This window comes from Bacillus sp. MT94 (genome assembly GCF_058792475.1).
The window spans coordinates 278,835-305,831 of the sequence record NZ_JBXAEZ010000005.1 but is presented as its reverse complement, the minus strand read 5'-3'; the positions used below and the strand labels follow the sequence as shown (position 1 = coordinate 305,831).

The 26,997-nt window shown below is 33.0% G+C and carries 24 protein-coding genes and 1 pseudogene; 19 read left to right on the top strand and 6 right to left on the bottom strand.

Translation table 11 applies throughout. The annotated features are described in order from the left end of the window. Positions 1-2: 2 nt before the first annotated feature. Complete coding sequence (locus AC1Q51_RS19690; protein WP_000714887.1) at positions 3-368, bottom strand: YxeA family protein; 366 nt, start codon at positions 366-368, stop codon at positions 3-5. Between the two features lie 573 nt (positions 369-941). On the opposite strand from AC1Q51_RS19690, the gene AC1Q51_RS19685 reads away from it, so the two are divergent. The 5 genes from AC1Q51_RS19685 to AC1Q51_RS19665 all read left to right on the top strand — a co-directional run bounded on the left by AC1Q51_RS19685 (position 942) and on the right by AC1Q51_RS19665 (position 6,005). Next, positions 942-2,480: an alpha/beta hydrolase gene (locus AC1Q51_RS19685; RefSeq protein WP_000516847.1), complete on the top strand. Its 1,539-nt coding sequence runs from the start codon at positions 942-944 to the stop codon at positions 2,478-2,480. Between the two features lie 334 nt (positions 2,481-2,814). Continuing rightward, on the top strand, positions 2,815-3,201 hold the full coding sequence (locus AC1Q51_RS19680; protein WP_000557322.1) for a YflT domain-containing protein: 387 nt from the start codon (positions 2,815-2,817) through the stop codon (positions 3,199-3,201). A gap of 85 nt (positions 3,202-3,286) precedes the next feature. Then, positions 3,287-3,688 (top strand): hypothetical protein, encoded by a 402-nt coding sequence (locus tag AC1Q51_RS19675; protein ID WP_000683216.1) that lies wholly within the window; start codon positions 3,287-3,289, stop codon positions 3,686-3,688. Positions 3,689-3,723: 35 nt separating this feature from the next. Beyond that, entirely contained in the window at positions 3,724-4,749 is a 1,026-nt protein-coding gene (locus AC1Q51_RS19670; protein ID WP_000839448.1) for a ParM/StbA family protein, read from the top strand. Positions 4,750-5,054: 305 nt separating this feature from the next. Continuing rightward, positions 5,055-6,005: a magnesium transporter CorA family protein gene (locus AC1Q51_RS19665; RefSeq protein ID WP_000388935.1), complete on the top strand. Its 951-nt coding sequence runs from the start codon at positions 5,055-5,057 to the stop codon at positions 6,003-6,005. A gap of 5 nt (positions 6,006-6,010) precedes the next feature. Here AC1Q51_RS19665 and AC1Q51_RS19660 read toward each other — a convergent pair. Continuing rightward, a pseudogene (locus AC1Q51_RS19660) lies at positions 6,011-6,308 on the bottom strand (IS4 family transposase); the annotation flags it as partial. A 217-nt stretch (positions 6,309-6,525) separates the two neighbouring features. Here AC1Q51_RS19660 and AC1Q51_RS19655 point away from each other — a divergent pair. The 4 genes from AC1Q51_RS19655 (at position 6,526) to AC1Q51_RS19640 (ending at position 9,727) form a co-directional block, all read left to right on the top strand. Next, the gene (locus tag AC1Q51_RS19655) at positions 6,526-7,194 is read left to right on the top strand and encodes a lipoprotein BA_5634 family protein (protein WP_075720177.1); all 669 of its coding nucleotides are present in this window, start codon (positions 6,526-6,528) and stop codon (positions 7,192-7,194) included. 60 nt (positions 7,195-7,254) lie between these two features. Beyond that, the gene (locus AC1Q51_RS19650) at positions 7,255-7,626 is read left to right on the top strand and encodes a hypothetical protein (protein ID WP_000929330.1); all 372 of its coding nucleotides are present in this window, start codon (positions 7,255-7,257) and stop codon (positions 7,624-7,626) included. Between the two features lie 559 nt (positions 7,627-8,185). Next, positions 8,186-8,629 carry a MarR family winged helix-turn-helix transcriptional regulator gene (locus tag AC1Q51_RS19645; protein WP_061660759.1) on the top strand — a complete coding sequence of 148 codons (444 nt, stop codon included), beginning with the start codon at positions 8,186-8,188 and terminating at the stop codon, positions 8,627-8,629. 219 nt (positions 8,630-8,848) lie between these two features. Beyond that, positions 8,849-9,727, top strand: coding sequence for a LysR family transcriptional regulator (locus tag AC1Q51_RS19640; RefSeq protein ID WP_061660758.1), 879 nt, complete (start codon positions 8,849-8,851; stop codon positions 9,725-9,727). Between the two features lie 304 nt (positions 9,728-10,031). Here the strand turns inward: AC1Q51_RS19640 and AC1Q51_RS19635 are convergent, their stop codons facing one another. The 4 genes from AC1Q51_RS19635 to ycaC form a co-directional block, all read right to left on the bottom strand. After that, on the bottom strand, positions 10,032-11,867 hold the full coding sequence (locus tag AC1Q51_RS19635) for an amidohydrolase (protein ID WP_001052853.1): 1,836 nt from the start codon (positions 11,865-11,867) through the stop codon (positions 10,032-10,034). 13 nt (positions 11,868-11,880) lie between these two features. Continuing rightward, positions 11,881-12,474, bottom strand: a complete 594-nt coding sequence (locus tag AC1Q51_RS19630) for an antibiotic biosynthesis monooxygenase (RefSeq protein ID WP_492331665.1) — start codon at positions 12,472-12,474, stop codon at positions 11,881-11,883. After that, entirely contained in the window at positions 12,471-13,115 is a 645-nt protein-coding gene (locus AC1Q51_RS19625; RefSeq protein ID WP_000067162.1) for a hydrolase, read from the bottom strand. Before AC1Q51_RS19625 ends, AC1Q51_RS19630 begins: the two co-directional genes overlap by 4 nt. Before the next feature lie 199 nt (positions 13,116-13,314). Further along, positions 13,315-13,959: an isochorismate family cysteine hydrolase YcaC gene (gene ycaC / locus AC1Q51_RS19620; protein ID WP_098834986.1), complete on the bottom strand. Its 645-nt coding sequence runs from the start codon at positions 13,957-13,959 to the stop codon at positions 13,315-13,317. A 502-nt stretch (positions 13,960-14,461) separates the two neighbouring features. Between ycaC and AC1Q51_RS19615 the strand changes: the two genes are divergently transcribed. From AC1Q51_RS19615 to AC1Q51_RS19570, 10 genes are all read left to right on the top strand, one after another. Then, the gene (locus AC1Q51_RS19615) at positions 14,462-15,298 is read left to right on the top strand and encodes a bromoperoxidase (protein ID WP_001074328.1); all 837 of its coding nucleotides are present in this window, start codon (positions 14,462-14,464) and stop codon (positions 15,296-15,298) included. 608 nt (positions 15,299-15,906) lie between these two features. Further along, positions 15,907-17,496: a bifunctional metallophosphatase/5'-nucleotidase gene (locus tag AC1Q51_RS19610; RefSeq protein ID WP_492331664.1), complete on the top strand. Its 1,590-nt coding sequence runs from the start codon at positions 15,907-15,909 to the stop codon at positions 17,494-17,496. A gap of 521 nt (positions 17,497-18,017) precedes the next feature. Next, on the top strand, positions 18,018-19,349 hold the full coding sequence (locus AC1Q51_RS19605; protein WP_098352321.1) for an erythromycin esterase family protein: 1,332 nt from the start codon (positions 18,018-18,020) through the stop codon (positions 19,347-19,349). 503 nt (positions 19,350-19,852) lie between these two features. Continuing rightward, complete coding sequence (locus AC1Q51_RS19600; RefSeq protein ID WP_000857802.1) at positions 19,853-21,010, top strand: serine hydrolase domain-containing protein; 1,158 nt, start codon at positions 19,853-19,855, stop codon at positions 21,008-21,010. A gap of 897 nt (positions 21,011-21,907) precedes the next feature. Beyond that, on the top strand, positions 21,908-22,243 hold the full coding sequence (locus AC1Q51_RS19595; protein ID WP_492331663.1) for a hypothetical protein: 336 nt from the start codon (positions 21,908-21,910) through the stop codon (positions 22,241-22,243). A gap of 105 nt (positions 22,244-22,348) precedes the next feature. Then, the gene (locus tag AC1Q51_RS19590) at positions 22,349-23,068 is read left to right on the top strand and encodes a tyrosine-type recombinase/integrase (protein ID WP_492331662.1); all 720 of its coding nucleotides are present in this window, start codon (positions 22,349-22,351) and stop codon (positions 23,066-23,068) included. A 6-nt stretch (positions 23,069-23,074) separates the two neighbouring features. After that, positions 23,075-23,377 carry a hypothetical protein gene (locus AC1Q51_RS19585; RefSeq protein WP_492331661.1) on the top strand — a complete coding sequence of 101 codons (303 nt, stop codon included), beginning with the start codon at positions 23,075-23,077 and terminating at the stop codon, positions 23,375-23,377. Next, positions 23,353-24,189 carry a hypothetical protein gene (locus AC1Q51_RS19580; protein ID WP_492331660.1) on the top strand — a complete coding sequence of 279 codons (837 nt, stop codon included), beginning with the start codon at positions 23,353-23,355 and terminating at the stop codon, positions 24,187-24,189. Before AC1Q51_RS19585 ends, AC1Q51_RS19580 begins: the two co-directional genes overlap by 25 nt. Then, positions 24,165-25,346, top strand: coding sequence for a tyrosine-type recombinase/integrase (locus tag AC1Q51_RS19575; protein ID WP_492331659.1), 1,182 nt, complete (start codon positions 24,165-24,167; stop codon positions 25,344-25,346). Before AC1Q51_RS19580 ends, AC1Q51_RS19575 begins: the two co-directional genes overlap by 25 nt. After that, positions 25,339-26,997: a tyrosine-type recombinase/integrase gene (locus AC1Q51_RS19570; RefSeq protein ID WP_234013893.1), complete on the top strand. Its 1,659-nt coding sequence runs from the start codon at positions 25,339-25,341 to the stop codon at positions 26,995-26,997. Before AC1Q51_RS19575 ends, AC1Q51_RS19570 begins: the two co-directional genes overlap by 8 nt.

Below are 26,997 nucleotides of genomic sequence, written 5' to 3'. Positions count from 1 at the left end.
TTTTATTTATTTGCTATCTCCAATTGTCCCCTTATTTTCTCCGGAATATCCTCTTTAGAAATAATATCGTAAGAATACACATATTTTCCTTTCACATGAATTTTTAAGTAAGTTTTTCTTATAAAATCATTAGGCGTGTTCGTTCCAACTGTATATTCTTTTTCATTACTTAATTCGTCAACAGCTTTTAGTGAGTACATAGCTTTTCCTTTATGATGATAATCTGGAACACCATATCCTTTCGCAACGGCATATACATTTTTTTCTTCAGCAATCGGATTAAATCTGTCTAAATCTCCACGTAATATGAAAGGTAGTAAGTATATAGGGAGGCCTATTCCTAGTATGCAAATTACAAATTTCTTCATGATCGTTTCTCCTTTTGTCTATTTACATTTTTGAGTATAGAAAAAAGTTCTTATGAATATAGAGGGAAATTCTTTAAGTTTTTCTTAATAAAGTTTAACTTTGTGAAAAAAACTAATTTGAGCATTAAGTTTACGAAATGAATAGCCAAATAACCTGTTTTCTTTATTTTTTGATGGTAGGTTATTAGGTTTTATATTGGTATGAGTGAATTAAGAAATAAGTGAGATTTAGGAAATAGAATGAATTTATCTTACAGTAATAAGAGAATTACCTAAATAAATGATAGTGAGAACAATTAAAGAAAGCATCTAGTGGGGTGCTTTTTTCTTTTGAAACAGAGAATCTCATGGGTAGGTTACATGTAATTTCGTGCTGTGCTTCTAGGTCATTGGAAAATCCAACAATAAAAAAAGAGGGGGAAGGCGTTTTTTATTGAAGTTTGTTAATGATAGATTTTTAACTTGAGAGGGGGATCGTAAAATAGATTATTAATCTCTTTGGTAATTTTTATTTTCCTTATAGTTGGCATATTGTATTAGAAATTTTAAATTTTGAAGGGAGAATTAATAAGTATGGGTAAGAAAAGAAGAATAAGTAATAAGTTATTACTTATCAGTGCAATTTTTACAATAGCAATTCCCTCAGTCTCATATGCGGAGGAAGTAATTTCACCTGAAAAGTTTACGAGTTCTTCAAGTTTGTATGAGGGACGGAATACGGAAATTTTGAAAACAAATTTATATCCTAATACATATAATAATCCATTTAACCACCAATTTATTTCAAAATTAAAGGAAGTAAACACAAATATAAAAAAAATAGACAATAGTGATGATGAAAATCCTATTATATCTACTACTCTTTCATTTATTCGCCATATGAATAGTGAAGATTATAAATCTGCATTTGATTTAACCTCAAGGTCATTACAGAAAATAATATCCGAAGAATGGCTGAAGAGCTATTGGGAGGGACTCCCAGTTCAATTACAAGCAGGTTCTTTTATAGAAATTGGAGAGGTTACACAAAAAGAGACAAATCCTGTTCATACAAATGTGGAGATTCAATTAGTTTTTGAAAAAATGACTGTACCTTTACTAATTAAACTAGATCCATCTGGAAAAATAGACGATTTTCAACTCAGCATGTCGTTTAGTCCTGTTGCTGAGCGTCCGTCATATAGTAAGCCTGAATCATTTGTTGATAAAGAAGTAGTAGTTGGAAGTGGTGCATTTCCATTACCAGGAACATTGTCGGTTCCAAAAGGAAATGGTCCTTTTCCAGCGGTTATTCTTGTTCAAGGATCAGGAGCAACTGATCAGGATGAAACAGCGTTTGCTTTAAAACCGTTTCGCGATTTAGCTGAAGGTCTTGCATCGAAGGGAATTGCTGTCCTTCGCTATAATAAAAGAACTTATGAACATGGGTTGAAAACACAATTTAGTCCCTTTTATACAGTTGATAAAGAGACAACAGATGATGCTCTTCTTGTAACTCAATTTCTTAAAAATGAGCCTCTAATAAATAAAAATCAAATTTATATTTTGGGTCATAGTCAAGGTGGAATGATGCTTCCGAAAATGATTGAAAAAGACCAAAATAAAAATATTGCTGGAGCAATTGTAATGGGAGGGCCAGCTCGTACGATCCAAGACGTTGTTTTAGATCAATTTGAGTACCTTTTCTCTATTGGAGCAATGAACCAGGAGCAATATAAATTCTACAAATCGCAATTTGAATTATTAAATGATCCAAATTTCTCTGGTCAGAATCCTCCAAAAGATTTTTACTTAGGATCAGCAGTATTTTGGGATTCTATTCGGAAAATTAAAGCAGCAGAAATGTCAAAAGAACAAAAGACACCACTTCTTATTATTCAAGGAGAAAGAGACTATCAAGTTCAATCAAAAATCGAAATTCCTCTTTGGAAAGAACAATTAAAAGAACGAAATAACGTTGATTATCGACTATATCCAAAGTTAAATCATTTCTTTACAGAGGGCGATGGGGAAATAAGTAAGCCGGATGAATATTATAGTCCTGCTAATATACCTGAGTATGTTATAAATGATATTGCTGCTTGGGTGCAAGGCAGATCGCAATTAAATTAGCAACCATATGTTTTAATAAAGACTTTCTTTCTGTAATCAAAATAGAAATATTTTTATTAGGTTATATGTTTTTTTTAGCACTCTTTGAAAAGGAGTGCTTTTTTATTTTTCTATGATTTCTATAAAACAATGTGCTTACCTTCCAAACAAATCGTTATTTGGAGCGCTTTTATCAAAGCAAAGTTCTTGTGACATTTCTTTGATATTAAAAACATGAATAACCTATTGTGTAAAATTTTTCGAAAATTTAGGTTTAACATCTTTAAAATAGGTGTATTACATATTACATAACAACTAAATAAAAAAATAAAAAATCTAAAGGAGGAAAGATACCATGCATACGAATGAAAGAAAAACGGTAGTTTATGAATATCAAAATGAACAGGAAGTAGTTATGAAAGTAAAAGAGCTAGAATTGCAAGGGGTTCGCCACGATGACATTTATGTTTTAGCACATGAAAAACATATAACAAAAAGGATTGCGGATGATACAAACACAAATACGATTGGAGTAAAAGAACAAGGATTGGGCACAAGTATTATCAACTTTTTCTCCAAAAAAGGGGACGAGCTCCGAAATCAAATGGAGGAAATGGGGTTGTCGAAGGAGGAAGCTAACTTATATGAAGAAAAACTAGATCAAGGGAGAATTTTACTCCTAGTAACAGATGAAACACTAACGGCGAGTGATAGGCAGCCGCAAAACTATCATTCTCTCTAATAGATTGCAACATCTGATAAATAGGTAAGGTAATTATTTTAGGTTGTAGCATTGAAGAAAATAAAAATAGAAAAGGATGAGAAAAATGAAACATACAATATTTAAATATGCTGTGATTGGAATTACGACCGGAGTCATAGTCTCCCTATTAAAAAAAGAAAATCGGAAAGCTATACAAACAAAAGGAAAAAGCGTAAAAGAAAAACTACAAGAAGGAAACATAAAGGAAACATTGGAGAAGGTAACTGAGACAAGTAAACAATTTTCTGTAACTGCAGCTAATGTTGCAAAACAAACATTACCACAACTGCTTACAGCCACACCAGTTGTCATTTCTACCATTAAAGACTTAACAGAAAACGAAAATAATAAAAAGAAAACAGGTGAAAAGGATTACGAAATAAATGAAAATAGTAAGAACTTAGACGGGGAAAAAACGAAAAATGAAAAGAAATATGTGAAAGAAGGGAAAGAAGAGAGTGCCTAGATTTAACTCTAAAAATAGAAAGTGAGGAAAAAAGTATGAAATCTCTGTATGCAATTGATGTAGGAATTGGCTTTACCAAAAGGGCATATCGACAGGATGTAGATTCTGAGATGACGGTCAAGAGTGAAGCTTCCACACTAGCCCCTGTACCTAATCATGCTGAAAGTGAAGATTTAACAAAGGTAAGTTTTATAGACTTAGACTTTGCATACTACATGGGAAATGAAGCACATCAATCTGACGCTTCATTTCTTCCTCCATTTGACGATGAAATAGAAAATTATTATGAAAGCGAAGAGTTTAAACAACAAATATTTGGTTGCATTGCAAAGGATTATAAAGAAAATGTCGTGTTACCTCTAGTTGTTACCGGGCTTCCCATCACTTGTTTTGGTAGTCAGCATGAGCAATTACAACGTGCACTAAAAAAAGAAACTTCCGTGCAAATTGATGGGAAATTTATTAATATTACGGTGGAAAATGCTTTGATTCTTCAGCAACCGGTCGCTTTACATGCCTATCTCTTAAAAGAGGGAATCATTCAGGAACGAGATCGCATCTTAATTATTGATGGTGGATTTCGTACATTAGAAATGACAGATATGAAACAGAATCTCATTTTAAATCATTATGAGACGGAACTAGGATGTAGCAAGCCTTTGAAAAATATTAAGAATATCGTGCAGAATCATGAGGGTGAAAGTAATCAATTGCATATTAACGACATGCCAAACATATTAGAAAAAGGATATGAATGTCGAGAAGAAAATCATGAGACAAGTCAGGTTCATACTTTGATTCAAAAAGAGTTGGATGCACACTTCCAAGACGTCATACGTGTATTACAAGAACAATTTACGTTAGAACAGTATGATACTATCATTTGGACAGGAGGAATAGTAGATCTCCACAAAAAACGAATTGAAAAAATGCAAAGTGAAATTTCTTCTTTCCGTATGGTAGACGCTTCGAAAGAGGCTGCACTTCATGGATACTACATTATTGGGAGTCAAGTATTTGACGACATCACCAATCAATCTGCATATGAATCCAAATTATAATAACGACTGAAATGGAGTTCGTTGAATAGACGTGCCAAATTATGTAGCTTCTTTTCCACATATAATAAATTCTTTATAAGAAAAGATAAAAAGTGCTTGTATAGAGGAAATGTTTAAAATTGAAAATAAAAATAACTAATATATAGGGGGTCTTCCTTTTAAAAGAATAAGACCTCCTACGTCATTTATTTTGTAATTTAGATGATCTAAAAACTTTTCCTTCAAGACATGAATACCTACATACAAATTTCGTATTACGGATATGATTCGATCAAACATAAAACTATTTAGAAAGGAAGAATAATATGGAATGCATAAAAATGACGAAATGGAGTTGGTATCATGTGAAAACTAGTGAGCTTGAAAAACTTTCTTCTATAATCCCTCGTGATGTAACATCTTATTTCTCTCAATTTGTAAAGAAAATAAGTTCTCCTTGTGAAAATGGATTATATGTTTATACGTTATCACCAAGTCAAACTTGTGTATATGGTTCGTTTTTATATGATCAAGATAAAAAGGACGCCAAAATTCAAAAATTTCTTCATTATTTCGTAGCTCATGGAATACTGATAACAGTTCAGGAAAAGGAGGAAGAGGATTTCCAAAAATTAATACATAATATCCCTATGGGTACAAAAAATTGTAATAGTTCTGCTGAAGGATTATGTGCTATCTTATCAATGTTTATATCTCATTATTTGCGAAAGGTTGACTACTTTGAAAACAATTTCAGAAATGTATTATGGGATTTTTATCATCATAATAACATAGCAGTTTTAGAAAGGATTTATCATATTCGTCATGAATTATTTATGAACACACATGTGTTTCGCTTAATACAAGAAGTGTTACAAGGCCTAAAAGAAGCTTGGTTAGAAAAACTAACAAACACCCTTTGTTATAAACAAACACACGTAAAATTAGAGCGTGGATTACAACTTGTTAAAGAGTACCAAGAAGAATTAGACACGATGATTCATTTGCAAGAAGTTGTTTCTTCTCATCGTGGGAATGAAATTATGAAAGCTCTTACTGTATTAACTGCTGTGAGTACGCCTTTGACAGCCTTAGGAGCATTATGGGGTATGAATTTTAAATACATGCCTGAACTGGAATGGAAATATAGCTATTTAATCGCTCTCTTATTTATTATTTTCACAACAGGGGGGATGTATATGTATATGCGATTCAAAGGATGGACAGGTGACTTATTACGAGTAAAGAAAAAGAAATCTTTTTTTAAATCTAATTAATCCGCTTAATTATTAGACTTGGTACAATTGTAAACGACACCTAATATATCAAAGACTGTTTTCCTCTCATACCAATGAGATTTTCGTCCGTTTTGTTATAGGAGATTGAACAGGCGAATTAACACCTTTGATAGCTATTAGGTGTTTTTCTGTATGGCTTGATAAATAAGAAGAAAATAATCTTTAATCTATATATGACCTTATATTCACTCAGTTCTTGTTTCTTTTCATAAGAAGTAATTGATGCATTTGAACCATAGTAGCCGAACAGAGTAGGATCGCGATCAGTTGCCCATAGAAATAGTAGGATGCTATTCCGATAATTGTATTTTGCTAATAATTTTACCTTACATAAATGTAATACAAATGAAAGGTAAATGAATATGTAAAATTCCATAAAACAATTATTCTATATAAGGAGCAAATACGAATTAAAGAAACGGTATACGTATAGATGATTTGCAGCAATTATCTTAACTAGTTAAACCACCTTTAAACAATAATTCTAAGGAGATTAGAAATGAGAAAAATCATTAACCTATGTATGATTGGAGCCCTCTTATTTGGTTTATACTTGGCGTTCACGCCTAAAGAACCAAGAAATGGAATTTTGATGTTAGGAGATAAACAAGCTTTACAAGATATACGAAGTGAAAATAAAAGTGAAATTAAGTCTATCGATTTATATAAAGTTAAAACAGCACAATATAATGGAGAATCAGTATTTATTATGGATCAAAAAACAGGTGAAGCCGTAATAAAAAAAGGGATATTACGAGAGGGAGAAGATCATTTTACACCGATTTCAGATCCAATAAAGTCTATGCCTACAATAACAAATGATACTGCTGTGTTATTCGCGGGTGAAAAAAGTGAAAATATAAAAAAAATAGTAATTGCTGACAAGGAAATACCGGTAAAATATGATAGTAATACTTGGTTTGGGCATTATCGTAACTCGAATTATGAACAGTGTATTTTAATTGTCAATAATTCTATGTTTACTCAAATTCCTATACAAGAAACCTATATGGGAATTTTTGAACTTAACAAAGTTTATGGAAATAATCATGGAGTTGTTGATACCGAGGATAAAAAATCAGTACAAGTGGAGAAAGAATTTCAAAAGATTATTGAGAGTAGAAAAGATAATTCACAGTTTTTAGAAGCGTTATCAATTATAAAATAATAAGCCTAAAAAAAGGTGAAAACTAACTAAAAAATAATATAAATATTACGGAGGATTCATATGGCTGGCGTTATAGGACATACAGTAGTTACAGCAACTGTAGGATTAGTATATAAAAAACATTTAAATATCACAACTTTATTTTTCGGTATGGCGATTCCAGACGCTATAAGCATGTTCATTGGAAAGGTACCGCTTATACCAGGAGGAGCGGTAGATGAGAGTTTTATAGGTGGACTAGCTTGCGCTTTAGTTTTGACTTTACTAATTATGATAGGTCTTAAAACAATACCTAGATTAATGAAACTGTTTACTTATAAACAGAGCTCTTCATTAAAAATTATTTTTATTTCTGCTTTAATAGGTACAGAATTACATGTATTGATGGACCTTATTGCCATAAACGGATGGCTGAATGGAACTATATTATAATAGTTTGATTTTAATGAAATATATAATTTAGGAATATCACTTCTTTTATTGTAAGGAGTGGTTTTTTTATATAGAGGCTAAATTCTCACAAATAACTGTAAAGGGAAAAATTTCGTTATGGGGGTGTCTCAAAATCTTAGCTTGATGGCGATGGGGTAGTCCCATATCCCCATCAAGTTAAAGTTTTGATGTCCCCGCAATGATAAAAATGGTGAATATTTATATGAAAGATTAGAGCTCTCCTTCTTGTAGGAGGGCTCTAATCTTTGTTTAAAAACTATATCATATACATGGGCAGACTCAATATGTGAACTTTGTCCGGATTCAATTTAGAATATAAAAAAGGAGAACTTGCGTTAGAATACAAGCTCTCTTTAAAAGAAATAACGTAATTGAGATACTTATATATTAACAATTGTTTTCTTCTAATTCCATATGTCATATGTTGAGAAATAAATTATAAATGGATTGATAAAGCTAAAATGAATGATTGACATAATATTTAGACGATAATATAATAAATCTCGAATTCAAGATAACTTGTAAAGGATTGGTAATTATGAGTGTGATTAATGATGAGAGCTTATCTTTAAAGTTATTTGTTACATTATCAAGGGCAGCACAGGCAATTACTAAGCGTATTGAAGAGGATATAAAAAGTTATGGACTTAATCCAACTGAATTTGCAGTGCTTGAGCTACTATATAGTAAAGGCGATCAGCCTATACAAAAAATTGGAGATAAAATATTACTTGCAAGTAGTAGTATCACGTATGTAGTGGATAAGTTGGAAAAGAAGAGGTTCTTAATACGAAAACCATATCCTAAAGACCGCCGTGTCACGTATGCGTCAATTACTTCAGAAGGTATTGAATTAATGGATATTATTTTTCCTCAGCATAAAGAGGCGATTCGGCAAATATTTGGTGGTTTGGACTATATTGAGAAAAAAATGATAATCGAAAAGTTGAAAAAATTAGGGTATTATGCACTAGAACTATAAAAGTTTAGAAATATATCTCGAATTAGTAATGTCCTAATTAAATATAAATTAAATAAATAGGAGGAAAAATTAATAAATGGTAGTAAATTTATTATAATACAAAATGAATAAAGCGTGTAATTTCAATCGGTATAATATGAAATGAAGTTGTTATGTTAACGTATACATATCGTCCTTTAAATTATAAATCTTTCATAAAGCGGAGAGTGGGTATCAAGAATGGAATTACGTCATTTAGAGTATTTTATTCAAGTTTGTAATAATAATAGTTTCACTAAAGCTGCGGAAGTTCTAGGTATTTCACAGCCGACTTTAAGTCAACAAATACGTGTTTTAGAAGGTGAACTTGATACACCCTTGTTTCATCGAGTTGGAAGAGGTATCAAAATGACAGAAGCGGGTAAGCTGCTATTTGATAAAGGAAAATTTATTATGCAACAATTTGATGACGTTTATAATGAAATTTTTGAATTAAAGGGTGTAAAAAGAGGTGTGATTACTATAGGAGGTCTATTAGAGGATCTCACTTATTTAACACCTTATATTATGAAGTTTCAACAACATTATCCCAACATCGTAGTAAAAATTATAGAATCCGAAGTTGCTGTAAATCAAATCGTTGACAAAAATATTGATTTCGGGATTACACGTAGTGCTCAAATTCCAGACACATTAACAAGCACCCTTTTGTATAGTGAAGAGCTCGTCCTTGTAATTCCAAAAAATCATCCTTTGAATGAAAAATCATTTGTTTCTTTTAGAGAATTAGTAGGGCTGAGTAGAATAATGGTTTCATGTAGTTGTCGTGAATCTATTAAGATATATTGTGAGAGTTTAGGGTTATCTTTATCTGAAGCAAATATAGAAACAAAATCTTCTATTTCTCTATTGAGCCTTGTATACAATGGACATGGGGTTGCCATAATACCTCTTTCACTGGTTAACTTTGTTAATAATGATACTTTGAGCATAGTTCGTATTACTGACCCAACACCAAGCCAAGATATTAATCTTATTCACTTTGATGATAAATTTTTAAGTTTTGCAGCACGTATCTTTATGCAGAAGTTAAATGATTCGCAAAAAGTATCAGTGTAATAGAAATAATAATGATTCTAGTGTAACAATTGAAAAATTAAGATCTATATTAAAGTCAAAGGGCAGTGGATTTATATGTGTGGTGTAGTCGATCAAGAGGGGGATACCATTGACTTTTAATTAAGGAAAAAAGGACAGACTTTGCAAGGAGAGAAGGCTATCAAAAACAAGTTAAGTTAATCAATCAATTCTTCGGTCTTATCGCATAGTAACAGGTTCCATGTAGGGATATACAATGTTATTTCGAATCTACATACCCTTATTGTAGAAAGAAAACCACCGGCATTATACCGGTGGTTTTGACTTAGAAAGCAAAGCAAGTACAACCAATCCCCCATTTAGTTCCATCTTTTCCTATTACGGTATGAGTGTGTTGATGGAGAGGGTTACTACAACTATGTAACTTGTTATCATGGGAATCGTGGGAAAGTATAGTGTTGGCTAGGTTAGCACCACCATAACCGTAAATGCCCGTCGGTGACCAATCAGGTGATGCTGGCGGCAATTCAGGTGATAAATTTTTAAATTCATCATTTCCATAAACAACCTGTCCACCCATAATGGTGAGTAATGATTCAAGGTTTTTGATTTCTTCTTCTGGCACAGTAAAGTAGTCAGCAGACAATACAGCAATATCAGCAAACTGACCTACTGCCAGGGTTCCTTTTTTACCTTCATCACCAGAGAACCACGCACTTCCTTTTGAATATAATTCCAGGGCTACTTTTCTATCAAGTTTATTTTTTTCATCGTATATCGAAAGACCACCAATGGTTTTTCCAGCAACCATCCAGTAAAGAGCAACCCAAGGGTTATAGCTGGAAACCCTAGTTGCATCACTACCGGCGCCAACAGGTATACCAAGTTCTAACATACGATAAATCGGAGGTGTATGCTTTGCAGCTTCCTTTCCGTATAAATCAACAAAGTATTCACCTTGAAAAGCCATGCGGTCTTGGATGGCAATACCGCCATTTAAAGCCTTAACACGTTCCATACTACGATCTGAGATTGTTTCTGCATGATCAAACCACCAGCGTAGACCATTAAAAGGAATTTCTCTGTTAACTTCCTCAAATACATTTAAGAAACGTGTGATTGACTCATCATAAGTTGCATGTAAACGGAAGGGCCAACGGTTTTCCACCAATAGAGAAATTACTTTCTTTAAGTCAGCTTCCATCATCGTAGCTAGTTCAGGCCGTGGCATTTGAAATTTTTCAAAATCGGCTGCTGAGAATACTAACATCTCTCCGGCACCATTCATTTTATACTTATCAGTTCCTTGACCTGGAGAAACAATTTTTGCCCATGAAGCAAAGTCTTCATATTCATGATTTGGATTTTGCGTAAATAGATTATACGCAATACGCAAAGTTAATTGATCTTTCTCAGCTAAATGTTCAACAACTTTATAATCATCCGGATAATTTTGGAATCCACCACCTGCGTCGATGGCACTTGTAATACCTAATCTATTTAATTCACGCATAAAATGGCGAGTTGAGTTAATCTGGTCGTCAAGATTAAGTACTGGAGCTTTACCCAAACTTGAATAAAGAATAGAAGCGTTAGGGTTAGCAATTAAAAGGCCCGTTGGATTACCTCTTTTATCCCGCTGAATTAAACAGCCTGGAGGGTCTGGGGTATCTTTCGTGTATCCCAGTGCACGTAGCCCTGCACGATTTACAAGTGCTCTATCGTAAAGATGTAGCACAAAGACAGGAGTGTCTTCAGAAACGGCATTAATTTCTTCCAAAGTTGGCAACCGTCTCTCTTTAAATTGAAATTCAGACCAACCTCCAACTACTCTTACCCACTGAGGAGCAGGTGTACGCCTTGCCTGTTCTTTGAGCATTTCTAGAGCAATAAAAAGTGATGGCACGCCTTCCCAACGTAATTCCATATTATAATGCAGACCACCACGAATAACGTGTATATGGGAGTCATTCAGGCCTGGAATAGCTCTCTTTCTTTTAAGGTCTATTTTTTTTGTTTTTTCCGTGGCACTATTAAGAAGCTCATCTCCACCTACTGCAGTGACTAAACCATCAGTTATGGCGATAGCAGATACCTCAGGCTGAGATGGGTCAAGGGTAGTAATTTTTCCGTTATATAAGATCATATCCGGTAAATTCATGTTCACACCTCGTCTACTTTCTATTATTTTGTAACCATGGATGAAATAATTTACCGAAAATCGGCATGACTACCCATGATAGCAAGGACACTATACATACAGAAACGAAAAAAGCGGACATAATAGGATTCATATGTTTTATAATAGGTCCTATCACTTTAGGAACTAACATGCTAAGAGGCCATACACCCAGAAGGGTAACGATAGACATTTTCCATTTTGGCGGTGGAACTGGCGTTTTCGGAGTAACAAACCAATAAGCCAAACTACTTTCAGTTTTGTAACTTGGATTAGTAGCTTGAAATTGTTCTGCCGTTTTTAACAAATCCCGGCGAATGTCTGATTCTTGCCAAGCACGTAGATGCTCATACGTATCAAATCGAAAAATAACAGTATACTCTCTCGATTCGTTACTTGGAACTATTAGATTTACACCTAAATGCCCTGGGAATTTAGTAGCGGCAGCTTCGATTTCATGTCTCCATGTTTCAAACTGTTTTTCTTTACCTTGTTGAATTTCCCATGTAACAATCGTTGTTACTGGATCAGCAGCATCCATCGGGTTCCCTGTATAAGTCTCTTCGACAGCTACTCCTTCTTGTTTCATATTTTCCTGCTTGGAAGCGCGCCGTGCACCATAGTATATGCGTATTCTACTCCTTGACCATAAGCGCCAGTGTGCTCCTTTACAATTTCCATTACAGCATCATAAGTGTCTTTGTGTGCCCAGTCACGTTGGTATTCAAGTAAAACTTGAATTGCTGTCACTGGAATTGCACCAGCTTGTTCTACACGACGCATAGCAGCGTTATGTGCTGTCAGACTAGTACCACCTGAAGCATCATCAACTGCATACACTTCATAGCCAGCTTTAATTGCTTCAAGCACAGGGAATGCAAGGCAAACTTCAGTCCAAAGTGCTGCAAATATTAATTTCTTTCTACCTGTTGCTTTAACTGCTTCAACAAATTTTGGATCTTCCCAAGAGTTCATTGAACTGCGTTCTATAATTTCATGGTTTGGGAATATGTCAAGAATTTGTGGCCAAAAATAACCAGAAAAGCTGCGTGTCTCAACTGTAGTAAGAATAGTAGGTACGTTAAAAGTTTTTGCTGATTTAGCAAGTAGCATAACGTTATTAATCAATGTTTGTCTATCAATACTTGCAACTCCAAAAGTCATTTGAGGTTGAAAATCAATCAAAATTAATGCACTGTTCTCCGGATTTAACAATTCTAAATTACTCATAATAAAACGCTCCTTTTTTAATTGTTTAAAATAGATATTATTGAAAATAATATCTTTTCTGTTAATTTAAAATTGTAATCGTAAAAATAAAATTTTTGCTATACCTTTTAAATTAAAAGAGAGTGCTGATTTAATCAGCACTAAATGTATACCATCCATTTTTTTGAAAGTGATTTAAAGCTATTTCTTTGAAATACATTTATGCATTTTGTTTACTAAGATCTCGCTGAGCTCCCCTATAGCTTCCAATTATATTTTGATAGCCTGGAAGATTGCTAGCAAGCAAATTGCCAAAACCTTCGACATCGTTGCGCCAATCGCGTTGTAATTCGCAAGCTACGCTAAACCAGTTCATAAGTTGTACACCACTATGTGCCATACGAGTATTGGCAGCATCTGCAACTTGTTTACTGAAAGTTCCTGAAGCATCCGTAACAGCAAATACTTCATATCCAGCTTTTATAGCGGAAAGTGCCGGGAAAGCAACACAAACGTCCGTAACTACGCCTGCGATGATAAGTTGTTTTTTTTCAGTTTCTTCGATTGCTTTTACAAAATCATCATTATCCCATGCGTTAATTTGTCCAGGTCGAGCTATTTTTGGTGCATGAGGAAAGAGATCAACCAATTCTTGCATTAAAGGTCCATTAGGCCCGTTTTCGAAACTTGTTGTTAAAATAACTGGTAAATCAAAAAACTTAGCAGTATGAGCAAGAGCTAAAACATTGTTCTTGAATTCATCAACACCATAGTCACGTACTAGTCCGGACATAAGACCAGTTTGATGATCTACTAAAAGCACGACAGCATCATCTTTGTTAATACGAGAATAGAGATCAGTCATTATGTATTCCTCCTAAAAATTAAGTAATCGAAGAAAGTTTAAATAGTCGAATACTATCATAAGTTTCGTCGTTTATAACTAAGCTGACCAATAATATTGGTTATAGCAGCATTCACAGAACATGAAGTGCTATACAAATTTATAGTATTTGAAAACTGATTCGTTAATCAATTCTAAATTATCTATAATTTGTATAGGTTGTAACTATAGTTGTTTTCACTATAAAATAGATTGGTTTTACCTATACATCCTATAGATAGAATGATATTGATAGTCACCTATTTTTGTTATTACAATTGAATAGGAGTAATGTTCAGTAATTATTTTATGATGAAAAAGGTATTAGAGGGGGGATTGTTCCAAAAGGAGAAAATGAATGCATTGGAACAATAGAGTTTCATACTTAGAGTTCACAATATAAACGTGCATGAATAGGTTATGACATTCATCCGGATTATTGAAAAAAAGGATACATATTAGAATATTTTTGGGAGGTAGAAGCATGGCTAAAATTACTGTAGGAACCGAAAATCAAGAACCAATTGAGATATATTATGAGGATCATGGCACAGGAAAACCAGTTGTACTCATTCATGGTTGGCCGTTAAGTGGTCGATCTTGGGAATACCAAGTTCCCGCTCTTGTTGAGGCTGGATACAGAGTTATAACATATGATCGTCGAGGATTTGGACAATCATCTCAGCCGTGGGAAGGGTATGAATATGATACCTTTACTTCTGATTTACATCAACTATTAGAACATTTAGAGCTTCAAAATGTCACACTTGTTGGTTTTTCTATGGGGGGAGGCGAAGTAGCCCGGTATATTAGTACGTATGGAACAGATCGTATTGAAAAGGCTGTTTTTGCTGGGGCAGTTCCTCCATATTTATACAAATCAGAGGATCATCCTGAAGGGGCCTTAGATGATGCAACAATTGAAGCATTCAAAAGTGGTGTGATAAATGACCGCCTTGCATTTCTTGATGAATTTACTAAGGGATTTTTCGCGGCTGGTAATCGAACAGATTTAGTTAGTGAGCCATTCCGTTTATATAATTGGGATATTGCAGCCAGTGCATCACCTAAAGGAACACTTGATTGTATTACCGCCTTTAGTAAGACAGATTTTAGAAAAGACTTGGAGAAGTTTAATATACCTACTCTTATTATTCACGGTGATTCTGATGCAACTGTACCATATGAATATAGTGGGAAATTAACACATGAAGCAATTCCTAATTCTAAAGTAGCCTTAATAAAGGGTGGTCCACATGGGCTAAATGCAACGCATGCTAAAGAATTTAATGAAGCACTCCTATTATTTTTAAAGGACTGATTACAACTATATAATTGTTAATTGATAAATTATAAACAAGTAAAAATAAATCTAAAAAAAGATGCTCTTGGATAAAGCCAGGAGCATCTTTTTTTAATGCGGAGTAGTGCACCACCGTAATCAATTCAAAGGATAGAAATCTTTCATAACGAAATTTCTATTCTTTTTTTAATGGTGGTAATGATATGTTAGGTTGATAAATATTCATTAGTTTTGAATTGAATATTCTTCTTAAAAGCAAAAATTTATTGATTAGAGTTTTTTTAGGTCTTTTAGATGTATTGCTATATTACGATCAAGATAATATTTTGAATAATCCTCCAAACAAAGAAACGCACATTTTCTTGTTTTGGGTAGTGAAGTTTCTTAAGTTGAGTGGGGCCCTTTACATCCTAATAAAAAAGTGTAGGCTTAAGCTTACAAATATTCATCCTCCACTTAAAATTGACGTTTTACACCTTCACATTTTTGAGGAAGGAGTTATTTATCAGAAAACAATAAAATCTTATTAATTTTTATAATTAGTAGAATTTTTGTAGAAATAATTCTCTTAATATATTAAAATAACATCGTATTATGTCAGATTTTAATTAGGGGAGAGAAATTTTATGTTGAAAAAAATCATTCCAGTTGCTTTAGTATTAAGTACAGTTACTTTTACTAGTGTATTTGCTGCGCCTTCAATCCAAGCAAGTACAGAACAAAACCGCTACATAGATGTACAAATGCTCGGTATTAACGATTTTCATGGGCAACTAGACACTGTAAAAAAAATTAACAATAAAGATGCAGGGGGAATTGAGTACTTAGGGGCTTATTTACGTGATCGTGAAAAACAAAATCCAAATACATTAAAGGTACATGCCGGCGATGTTGTTGGAGCAAGTACTCCTGTTTCAGCATTATTACAAGACGAACCTACAATTGAATTTCTAAATGATTTGAAATTCGATGTTGGAACGATAGGAAATCATGAATTTGATGAAGGTGTTGAAGAAATGAACCGCCTTATTTATGGTGGATACCATGAGAAAACAGGGAATTTTAAAGGAGCAAAATTCCCATATGTTGCTGCAAATTTCTATAATAAATCCACCGGTCGTTTATTTTTACCACCATTCACTATAAAAAAGGTACAAGGAGTTCCTGTTGGATTTATCGGAGTCGTAACAACGGATGTTCCTAATCTTGTTATGCCTACTATGCTAAAGAATGTAGAAATTACAGATGAAGTTGAAGCTATTAACAAATCCGTAAAGCAATTAAAAAAACTAGGCGTTAAATCTATCGTTGTTCTTGCACATAACGGAGGTATAACAGATGGGAACGGTGTAACAAATGGTGATATCGTCCGATTAGCAAATGAGACTGATCCAGAAGTCGATGTTATTTTTGGTGGGCATAGCCACACCTATGTAAATGGAACTGTTAATAATAAACTTGTCGTACAAGCAAATTCATATGGTATGGCTTTTGCTGATGTTGATGTAAAGATTGATCGTAAAACACAAGATATTGTTGAGAAAAAAGCAGAAATTGTTACAACTTACCATGAAGGCATAGAGCCTGATAAAAAAATCAAGAAGAAGATGGAGAAATATCAAGCAAAAATCGCACCTCTTGTTAATGAAGTTGTAGGTAAGTCTATTGCGCCACTAGATCGCAAACTCAATACGGCTGGTGAATCTACTCTTGGAAATTTAGTTGCTGATGCCCAGCGTACAACAATGCAATCTCAAATTGCACTTATGAATCCTGGTGGTATTCGTAATGACTTAGATGCTGGTGATATTACATGGGGAGAGATATATGGTATTCAACCATTCGGAAATCAATTAATAAAAGTAAATTTAACAGGTCAAGACATTCGTGATATTTTAAATCAACAATGGCAAAAAGACATAACAAGAATGCTTCAAATTTCAGGAATCCAATACACTTGGGATGCGAACAAGCCTAATGGAGAAAAAGTAACAAGTATTCGCTTAACAAATGGAGAAGAAATCATTCCTTCTAAAACTTACAGCGTCGTTGCGAACGCATTTCTAGCTTCAGGTGGAGATGGATTTGTATCCTTTAAAAACGGTAAAGATGCTGAAACAGGACCAACTGATTTTGAAGCATTAGTAGATTATATAAAAAAATCAAAAGAACCAATTCAGTCTATTATTGATGGAAGAATTCAAAAAATAAATTAGTTTTTTATTAATCTCAAAAACAACTAGATTACCTGTGCACTATACTCTTTAGTGTGCAGGTAATCTATTTTTTTGATTTGAAATAGTCTAACTGTGGCCAATGGGTATACTGTCTAGATGCAGGGTGCCGAAAAAAATGAAGTGAACAAAAAATAACCCCTAAATTAACTCTATGATAAAGAGACTACAAACAATCAAAATTTGGAACTTCATATTAACCATATATTAACTACGTTAATAATACATACTGAAATTGAATACTTTAGATAACATCATTTATAACAAATATCTGTACATTATAATGTTATGCAATGAGGAATTTACAATACAATGAATTGAAGCTTATTTAGTTTTATATTCGTATAAGTGAATTAAGAATTTCTTAAGAACCTATTAAGAAATAAGTGAGTTTTAGGAACTAGAATAAATGTATCTTAACAGTAATAAGAAAATGAATGTTTTAAACGGAAGTTGGCAGAGTATGTCAAAAAGCTATAAGTAAATATTTCAGGAGGTTTTTTATGAAAAAGAAAATAATTATTGCAATTGTTGCTTCTGCTATAACAATGACTCATTTTGTAGGAAATACTTATGCAGATTCGAAAACAGAGGTTTCTGTTACAGCTCCCTATAATACAAATCAAATAGCGAAATGGTTAGAAGCACATGCAAAGCCTTTAAAAACAACTAATCCAACTGCATCTCTTAATGATTTGAAACCACTTAAGGATATGGTAGGTTCAGCTTCAATTGTAGGTTTAGGTGAAGCTACGCATGGGGCTCATGAAGTTTTTACGATGAAACACCGCATTGTTAAGTATTTAGTATCTGAAAAGGGCTTTACCAATCTAGTTTTAGAAGAGGGATGGGACAGGGCCTTGGAACTTGATCGATATGTTCTTACTGGTAAGGGAAACCCAAGCCAACATCTAACACCTGTATTTAAGACGAAAGAAATGCTAGATTTACTTGATTGGATTCGGCAATATAATGCTAATCCAAAACATAAATCTAAAGTACGTATCATCGGGATGGACATTCAATCAGTAAACGAGAATGTTTATAATAATATAACAGAATATATTAAAGCGAACAATTCAAAACTATTGCCTAGAGTAGAAGAGCAGATAAAAGGTCTTATTCCTGTAACAAAGGATATGAATATTTTTGAAAGTCTTACGAAAGAAGAAAAAGAAAAGTATGTTTTAGATGCTAAACAAATTAGTGCTTTATTAGAGGAAAATAAAAGCTATTTAAATGGAAAATCTAAAGAGTTTGCATGGATAAAGCAAAATGCTCGTATTATTGAACAGTTTACTACAATGTTAGCGACACCTCCTGATAAACCAGCGGATTTTTATTTGAAACATGATATTGCAATGTATGAAAATGCGAAGTGGACTGAAGAACATTTAGGAAAAACCATTGTATGGGGACATAATGGACACATTTCGAAAACAAATATGCTTCCTTTTATATATCCTAAAGTAGCTGGGCAGCATTTAGCAGAATATTACGGAAAACGGTACGTATCTATTGGAACGTCAGTTTATGAAGGACAATACAATGTCAAGAATAGCAATGGTGAATTCGGCCCATATGGAACATTAAAATTAGATGATCTAAACAGTTATAACTACATTTTTGGACAGGTGAAAAAAGATCAATTTTTTATTGATTTACGTAAGGCGAACGGCGTGACAAAAACTTGGTTAAACGAACAACATCCAATTTTCGCTGGAATAACTACCGAAGGGCCTGATATACCAAAAACTGTTGATATATCATTAGGTAAAGCGTTTGATATACTTGTTCAAATTCAAAAAGTGAGTCCATCTCAACTACATCAATAAATTTAGAATAATGTGCCTTAATGACAAATTTCATAGTGTTTCATATAACACTATGAAATTTGTTTTATATAGCAAGAAGAATAATCGCATTAGAAAAAATCAGCAATTTAAGCTGTTAAGAGTAAAACGAATCTTCAATATGTAAAGCGCAAAAAACACTGAAGCGAAAAGCATCGGTGTTTTTTGCGCTTTCGGGCACAGATGCTACTTCAACCCTATTGTACAAGTGATTTTGTATGTAAGGAATTTGTAAGGAATAGGTAAGAAAAAAGAGATTTTCATTGTGTAGGATAAAAATATAAGGAGGCGTGAAGGGGGGAACAATTACGGCCTACATATAAAACAAACAATCAGTAACAAGAGTGTTTTGTGAAAATAATGAGTACAATGATTGCAAATGCATTGTTGCCTTTTCATCATTTGGAGAATGGATAGCTGTGTGGTTCGTATATGACACTTCTATCAACTATCTATACAATTTTAATAGAAGAGAGGAATTTTTTATGAAAACACGCAGTAAAATTACATGTGCAAGTCTAGCACTTTTAATAGGTGGAAGTTCCCTGTTATACATAACACCAACATCAGTTGTAAAAGCAGAACCTACGCAAAATGTATCTAGTTCGTTACAAACAAGTACGCAAAGCGATCGTAATTCCGTTAAGAAAGCAATACGAGATGAACTGCAACTTGGATACCCGGGAATACTCGCTCAAATTTCTAAGGGTGGTAAAACTTGGAGTTATACCGCTGGGATAGCGGATCTGAGAACTAAGAAACCAATGAAAGCAGATTTTCGCTTTCGCATTGGCAGTGTGACGAAAACGTTCATTGCAACAGTTCTACTTCAATTATCTGGAGAGAACCGTTTGAATCTAGACGACTCCATTGAAAAATGGTTACCTGGTGTTATTCAAGGAAACGGATATGATGGTAACCAGATTACTATCCGGCAAATATTGAATCATACAAGTGGTATTGCTGATTATATAAATTCAAAAGACTTCGATATTATGGATACAAAAAAATCGTATACGGCTGAAGAATTCGTCAAAATGGGGATTTCTCTTCCCCCAGATTTTGCACCAGGAAAGGGTTGGTCTTATTCAAACACAGGTTACGTATTACTGGGGATCCTTATTGAAAAAGTAACTGGCAACAGTTATGCGGAAGAGGTTGAAAACCGAATTATTGAACCGCTTGATTTGTCAAATACATTTCTACCTGGTAATTCAAGCGTGATTCCAGGCACCAAGCATGCCCGTGGCTATTTGCAACTAGACGGAGCGAGTGAGCTAAAAGACGTTACTTATATTAACCCAGGTAGCTCGGATGGAGATATGATTTCTACTGCTGACGATTTAAACAAATTCTTCTCTTACTTACTCAGTGGTAAATTACTGAAGGAACAGCAGTTAAAACAAATGCTTACTACAGTTCCTACAAATAGAGAGGGAACCGGATATGGTCTTGGAATCCTTGAAATTAAGCTTCCGAATGGTGTCTCGGTATGGGGACACAGAGGTGGCGTTCTAGGGTTTTCCACTTTTGCTGGTGGAACACTTGGAGGCAAACATACATTGGCCGTCAATTCGAACAGTTTTAAGATTAATAATCCAGAGTCTTTTAAAAACGTTTTAATTGCTGAATTTAGCAAGTAGGCAAAAAGGAAAACTGGATACATTTATCATTTGTAATTTTAATCGGAATAGATTACCGATTAAAATTAGTATAGAGGGAATTAAGTATCTAGAAACAATTAATCCGATAATGAGAGGTGGCTAAGTAAAAGGATTGGTTTATATATTGTATTCTCTCCAGCCGATTAAAGAAGTAACAGATATAATGAGTGATTATTATGTATATATTATTGTAGTTGTGTTTGTATCGTCACTGATTATAAATTTGTATAAGGTGCGAAGTCTAATTTAGGACTTCGCACCTTTGCTGTTTAACAGCTTTTATTACTAAGCTATTAATAATAGCAAAAAGGAGAATGTAACTAGTTATGCAGATGAATCTTGGCACAGGTGCTATGTAGGAGATTTTGCTGAAAATAAATTTAGAAGAATATATGAATTAGAGACATGAAAGCTGAAATGAATTTTAGTAGTTTTTATGTTCATCAGTTACTTGAAATTCTAGCTGTTTTGTATACAGAGTTTTTCCCACCGTGATTGATAGCGCGTAAATATCATTCTTAATTATATGTAGTATGCATTGAGTGAGATTTTTTAGAACTAAATACAGTGTCATCTCCTAATGGTGAAAACAGTATTTGAATATTGTAGGGCTCTTAAGTGTTTTTAGATTTTTAAAGCCCGGTCATTTTAACCAAAATTTTCATAGAAATACCTTTAAAAAGAACATGAGTTCGTATATGATAAGAACGAATGTTCTTTTTGTTAGGAGTGATAACCTTGTATGATTATTCTCTTTTACCGAATCGTATTATTCTTTGTGTAGACCTTTTCTGTTACCATTAAGTCAACGATTCTGTATCGTTGACATTTTTTTTATAATAAAACTGATGGGTTTTTATTTTAGGAGGGAAGATAATGAATCAAGATGATAACTTACTTGTAGAAATAGCAAAAGGAGAAAATGAATTACGTTATTTAATCACAGATAATGGAATTCCGATTCCTGAGGTGGCTCTCTGGCTAGATTTAGCTAGCCTAAATAGTTATTTGACAGGGGAACGTTATGCATATGCTTTATTGAAGTATCTTCGTTTTCTGAAAAGAAAAAACATGGATTTTAGAAAGGTCCAGAACAAAGGTACCATTGAAGAGTATGTCAAATATCTAATGGGATTTAGAGAACAAATTATTAACATTGAAGCTCCTTTAACATTTACAGCTATACAAACTAATCTTACCCCCATAAAGTAATTCTATGGTTGGTTAGAAGATGAGCAGGTATTAATTCAAAGTCCTCTACGTTCAAAGGTAGAAAGACAAAATTCTTCTTTTAACGTTCATTGGAAAAAAAAGCTATTGTACGGTCAAATATGGTCTTTTAATACAGAAAAAACGATACTCGCAAGAATTAAGTATACAAAAAAACATGTACATCTTAAATGGTATACAGAAGGTGAAATTAAAAGGATTACTGAGTGCCTTCCTACTATTCGGGACAAAGTTATTTTTCAAATAAGTATAGAAACTGGTATGCGTATTGGGGAATTTTTAGGACTAAAACTAGATCACTTTGATCCAATTGAACAAACATTACAAGTTGTACGTGAACTAAACATTGAAAATAAAGCCAAAGCAAAAACAGAAGAAAGAACAATTGTTATAAATAATAAACTAAGTGATCTAATTCAGGAGTACTTAGTGAATGAGCGAGGATTAATTGATATAGAATATAGCTCTTATTTATTTTTAAATTATCATGGTATTTTCAAAGGAAAACCTATGAGGACTAGGAACTTTCTTAGGATTTTGAAAAGTGCAGGAGAAAAAGCTGGAATTAATAAAAAGGAAATTCGTACCCATAGTGGGCGTAGTACAAGAGTACAGCGATTAGTTGAACTCATGCGAGATTATCCCCATTTAGGTATCACACAAACCTATATTGATAATGAAATGGGATGGAGAAGTGAGAAAACAATTAGAATATATGAACGTGGATATAACTTAAGGCAAAAGCGATGTATTTTAGAGAAAATTAATAGCATTACATTAAATCAAGATATGTCAGAGGAGAATTGATATATAATGAATCTGGAATTAGAGATGTGTAACGATAAAATTCTCAATATTCAAGGAATTATCAATGTTTTGGAAGATGAATGTATGAAAGGGAAAACAATTAAACAAATTAAAACGTTAGGACACTTTTCTACCCTATCTCATAAGCTCCTTCAAATTTTTAAAGAATTAGATTATCAACTTTATAGATATGTGATGAATTCATCTTCATTTAAATTAAAAAAGCTATTGGACAAGTTGTTGTACAAGAACTATCGCAAGAATTTACTTATTTTGTTGAGCAAATGTGTAAGTGCCATTATGAATTAGGAAAAGAAATTTCGATAAAAGGTATTTATGCCAGCATTAGAGGTTTACACTCTTTTACGTCAGGTCCTGTAATCGAATTATATGAACTAGCATATCATAATTTTTATAATAAAATTAGAAAAGAACTTATACAGGCACTCTTAGGATTTAATAAAGAAGCTATTCGCCATATTTGGTCAAAATTAAGGAAGACAATATTTTTTGAGTTACTACTTCCAGAAAATGAAGTGCCACTTATTAATTACTTAAAACAGTGTGGTTATGAAATCATAGAATTTGGTTATACCATTACTTGGAAAAAATTATGGCTACATTCATTTCAGGCAGATATGACTGATGAGAATCATATAATTCGCCCTTCCGGGGGAATTGTTAGTGAGATAAGACCATTCAAAAAATATGGAGATCCTATTCTAACTGTAGTTAGTGAACTAAGAGAAGAACAATTGAATAATATGGACAATAACGTATTAAATACTAAAGATGATGTGTGGAAGTTAGTAGAGAAAAATATTGAAGTGCCGCGTATTATAAAACTGAATTTCGAAAATATCCCTTTTTTTATTAAAAAAGGATTAAAAGGTTATTTACATAATTGGTTTGAAAAAGGAGAAAAGGCAAGGGGAATTCAACAACGTTTTTGGGATTTGATGCGTATTATTAATACAATGAAAGAGCTTGATAATATTAATGTTTTTTCTATGTTAGAACTAGATAAGTATCAAGTAAAACGAATCTTTTCACATCTTCAAAACCAAAAGAAAAAAGTGGTGATGTTAAATATAAAATGGTCACGATTAATGGATCTATGACTGAAGCACGTTTATTTGTGGACTGGTTAATAGAGAGAAATAAAATAGCTACCCATTATAGTAATCCTTTTCGTGAACTAATACTTCCTAATACACGTATAGATAGTGAGAATATACCTTACATTCCAGATGAGATAGTAAGGCAATTGCAAACTGCAATTAAAGAATGTCCATTACATATTCAACATGCTTGGCTTATTATGATGAATACCGGGTTACGTATATCCGAAGTATTAAAACTAGAGAAAAATTGTTTAGAATGGGATATAAAAGAAAAAATCTTTTATCTAAAATATATCCCTCATAAAATATTACGTTATAGAAGAAAGATAGGACTAGATGATTATAATAAAATTCCTATTCTCGACCCTATTGTTGTTAATTATATAAAAAAACAAATTGACAATACTGAATTTCTACGTCAGAAAGCGAATACAAATTATATCTTTATACGTTTAACTGGTACGAAAAGAAAATTACATCAAAGTGCTCAACGTGTAATTGCGTATACTAGATCTGATATTGAAGCACCTATAAACCGCTTGATTCGAAGGAATAAAATTAAAAACGCAGATGGAGAATTATGGGTGTACTCACACCATCAATGCCGCAAGACACTTGCTACACGTTTACTCACAGAAGGAGCTTCCATTCAAGAAACATCGCAAATATTAGGTCATTTAACAGAAAGAACCACTCTTCAATATTATGAAGATATTGATAAAATGAAAATTTCTAACTTGGATCGTACTTTATTTGAAGCCTTATTTGATGAGATACAACCAGAGGTTATTAAGGCATATACCAAAGATGAGTTAAATGCACTAAAAGAAGAAATCTTACAAGGTGCCCGTGAAACTCCAGAAGGACATGGTACTTGCCTTAAACATGTTTCTTTTGGACCATGTAAGAAAAAGTCCTGTGTGGGCTGTTCTCTTTTGTTAACAGGACCTCAAAAATTACCTATGTGGAAAAAGCTATATCATGAACAAAAAGAATATATTGAGCGTTTAGCTACTTATCATAGTGAACAGGGTAACGTTAACTATGAGGAGTATAGGGAATTTCAAGCAGAAAATCATTTGCTAAAAACATATGAAAATACAATAAAGAAGTTAGAATCTTTTATAAAAGAGAGGATGAAACCACATGAATAAAAGAATTAATACTTCGCTTCTTGAAAGTATACCGTACGCTAAAAATATAAAAGAACAATTGAAGCAACAAACTATAATATACGGGGATTTTTCCTTTGATGATGATACATGGTATTGCTTAAACAAAAGAAGAGACACGCGTCGTTTGTCAGAGTATACATTGCACTTTAAAAGTATCCCAAAAAAATACAGAAAACTAGTCAAATATTTTGCCTTGAGTTTATCTGATTCTATTAGTCATATCAGAAATTTGTGCGGAAAGCTAACTAAATTTTTTGAATTTCTTGAACGAAACTTCCCAAAAGTAGATCTTAAAAATGTGAATCGTTCAATAATAAATAAATATGAATACTGGATTCGTATGAATATTTTAAGCGATAATGTAAAACGTTCGAGTTATTTAGCTATTCGAAAATTTTTCTCCATATTAAATGAGCTTCCAGAACTACCAGATATAAATCCAACTAAGCAACGTAATCCATTTCCAGAGAAAAAGGGTAAGCCTAAAGAACGTTATATTCCTCAGGAAGTTATTAGGAAATGGGATTCTGTTATGAAAACAAATACTGCTATTCCGTTAGAATTTCGAACATTGTATTGGCTTTTACGTTCTTTTCCAAATCGAATAACTGAAATTCTTAGTATGAAGAGAGAGTGTATAAAAAGTTTTTATAGTGAATATACGATTCTAATTCCTACTTTCAAGCAAACTGGCGGTTATAATCGTCCAGAAATCAAGGCTATCCCAATCATTTACACTGGACATGGAAAATATGTAATTGATTTAATACGAGAACTTCAAATACAAACAGAGGCTTTATTATTGGATACTAAATATCGATTTAAGAACAAAGAGTATACAGATTTACTATTTATTGTAAAGCACTGGACGTTCTCTTTTGAAAATAAAAATATTAATATTCGTATCAACAATTTTAAAAAATTAACATTTTGGACACATTCAAAAGTAAATAGTTTACTTGAGCAATTAGCTATTGCGTTAGATATTAGAGATAAGAATAATAAGCTTTTTATCCCTACAACTCATCAATTTCGACATAATGCAGTAACCGATAGATTATATGTGGTGGGATACACAGCAGAACAAGTTAGAAAACTAACTGGCCACAAGAATGAAAAAATGACAAAATATTATGTACATCAGTTAGTAGAAAAGCATAAAGAAATTCATTTAAATATAGAGAATTTAAAAAATGAGAAGGAAAGTCCAGTATCTTTTAGAGGGAAAATAATTAATTTAGACGAGCGTACACAGGCGCAGCTAGAAAAGGATTCACGTAAATATTTAACATGGGAAGCAAATGGAAAAAAAGGGGTAGGAATTTGTAGTGATATATCGGGTTGCAATCCTAAAGGGACCTCTATTCATTTTGAATGTTATGCATGTGATTGGTTTGTTCCTAAAATTGAATACCTTGACGATTACCAAAAAGAATATAGTTACTGGAAAGAAATGATTGAACAAATTGGGAATAACAAGAGGCGTGCAGCGCATCTTGAGAATGCTATTCGTAATGTAAGCTACTTAGAGCGTATTATAAATATTTGTGAAATAGGTATTGAAAAATTTGAAAAGGAAGCTATTAATGAGCAAATAAACAACAAAAAAGAATGTTATAGGTGGGAATAA

What these genes read in the sequence shown, in the direction of transcription:
- AC1Q51_RS19655 (WP_075720177.1), top strand. Translation starts at nt 6,526, where the DNA reads ATGAGAAAAATCATTAACCTATGTATGATTGGAGCCCTCTTATTTGGT.
- AC1Q51_RS19640 (WP_061660758.1), top strand. Translation starts at nt 8,849, where the DNA reads ATGGAATTACGTCATTTAGAGTATTTTATTCAAGTTTGTAATAATAAT.
- AC1Q51_RS19685 (WP_000516847.1), top strand. Translation starts at nt 942, where the DNA reads ATGGGTAAGAAAAGAAGAATAAGTAATAAGTTATTACTTATCAGTGCA.
- AC1Q51_RS19670 (WP_000839448.1), top strand. Translation starts at nt 3,724, where the DNA reads ATGAAATCTCTGTATGCAATTGATGTAGGAATTGGCTTTACCAAAAGG.
- AC1Q51_RS19580 (WP_492331660.1), top strand. Translation starts at nt 23,353, where the DNA reads ATGTGTAAGTGCCATTATGAATTAGGAAAAGAAATTTCGATAAAAGGT.
- AC1Q51_RS19615 (WP_001074328.1), top strand. Translation starts at nt 14,462, where the DNA reads ATGGCTAAAATTACTGTAGGAACCGAAAATCAAGAACCAATTGAGATA.
- AC1Q51_RS19680 (WP_000557322.1), top strand. Translation starts at nt 2,815, where the DNA reads ATGCATACGAATGAAAGAAAAACGGTAGTTTATGAATATCAAAATGAA.
- ycaC (WP_098834986.1), bottom strand. Translation starts at nt 13,959, where the DNA reads ATGACTGATCTCTATTCTCGTATTAACAAAGATGATGCTGTCGTGCTT.
- AC1Q51_RS19585 (WP_492331661.1), top strand. Translation starts at nt 23,075, where the DNA reads ATGAATCTGGAATTAGAGATGTGTAACGATAAAATTCTCAATATTCAA.
- AC1Q51_RS19650 (WP_000929330.1), top strand. Translation starts at nt 7,255, where the DNA reads ATGGCTGGCGTTATAGGACATACAGTAGTTACAGCAACTGTAGGATTA.
- AC1Q51_RS19625 (WP_000067162.1), bottom strand. Translation starts at nt 13,115, where the DNA reads ATGAGTAATTTAGAATTGTTAAATCCGGAGAACAGTGCATTAATTTTG.
- AC1Q51_RS19645 (WP_061660759.1), top strand. Translation starts at nt 8,186, where the DNA reads ATGAGTGTGATTAATGATGAGAGCTTATCTTTAAAGTTATTTGTTACA.
- AC1Q51_RS19570 (WP_234013893.1), top strand. Translation starts at nt 25,339, where the DNA reads ATGAATAAAAGAATTAATACTTCGCTTCTTGAAAGTATACCGTACGCT.
- AC1Q51_RS19635 (WP_001052853.1), bottom strand. Translation starts at nt 11,867, where the DNA reads ATGAATTTACCGGATATGATCTTATATAACGGAAAAATTACTACCCTT.
- AC1Q51_RS19675 (WP_000683216.1), top strand. Translation starts at nt 3,287, where the DNA reads ATGAAACATACAATATTTAAATATGCTGTGATTGGAATTACGACCGGA.
- AC1Q51_RS19610 (WP_492331664.1), top strand. Translation starts at nt 15,907, where the DNA reads ATGTTGAAAAAAATCATTCCAGTTGCTTTAGTATTAAGTACAGTTACT.
- AC1Q51_RS19595 (WP_492331663.1), top strand. Translation starts at nt 21,908, where the DNA reads ATGAATCAAGATGATAACTTACTTGTAGAAATAGCAAAAGGAGAAAAT.
- AC1Q51_RS19690 (WP_000714887.1), bottom strand. Translation starts at nt 368, where the DNA reads ATGAAGAAATTTGTAATTTGCATACTAGGAATAGGCCTCCCTATATAC.
- AC1Q51_RS19575 (WP_492331659.1), top strand. Translation starts at nt 24,165, where the DNA reads ATGGTCACGATTAATGGATCTATGACTGAAGCACGTTTATTTGTGGAC.
- AC1Q51_RS19665 (WP_000388935.1), top strand. Translation starts at nt 5,055, where the DNA reads ATGGAATGCATAAAAATGACGAAATGGAGTTGGTATCATGTGAAAACT.
- AC1Q51_RS19600 (WP_000857802.1), top strand. Translation starts at nt 19,853, where the DNA reads ATGAAAACACGCAGTAAAATTACATGTGCAAGTCTAGCACTTTTAATA.
- AC1Q51_RS19605 (WP_098352321.1), top strand. Translation starts at nt 18,018, where the DNA reads ATGAAAAAGAAAATAATTATTGCAATTGTTGCTTCTGCTATAACAATG.
- AC1Q51_RS19630 (WP_492331665.1), bottom strand. Translation starts at nt 12,474, where the DNA reads ATGAAACAAGAAGGAGTAGCTGTCGAAGAGACTTATACAGGGAACCCG.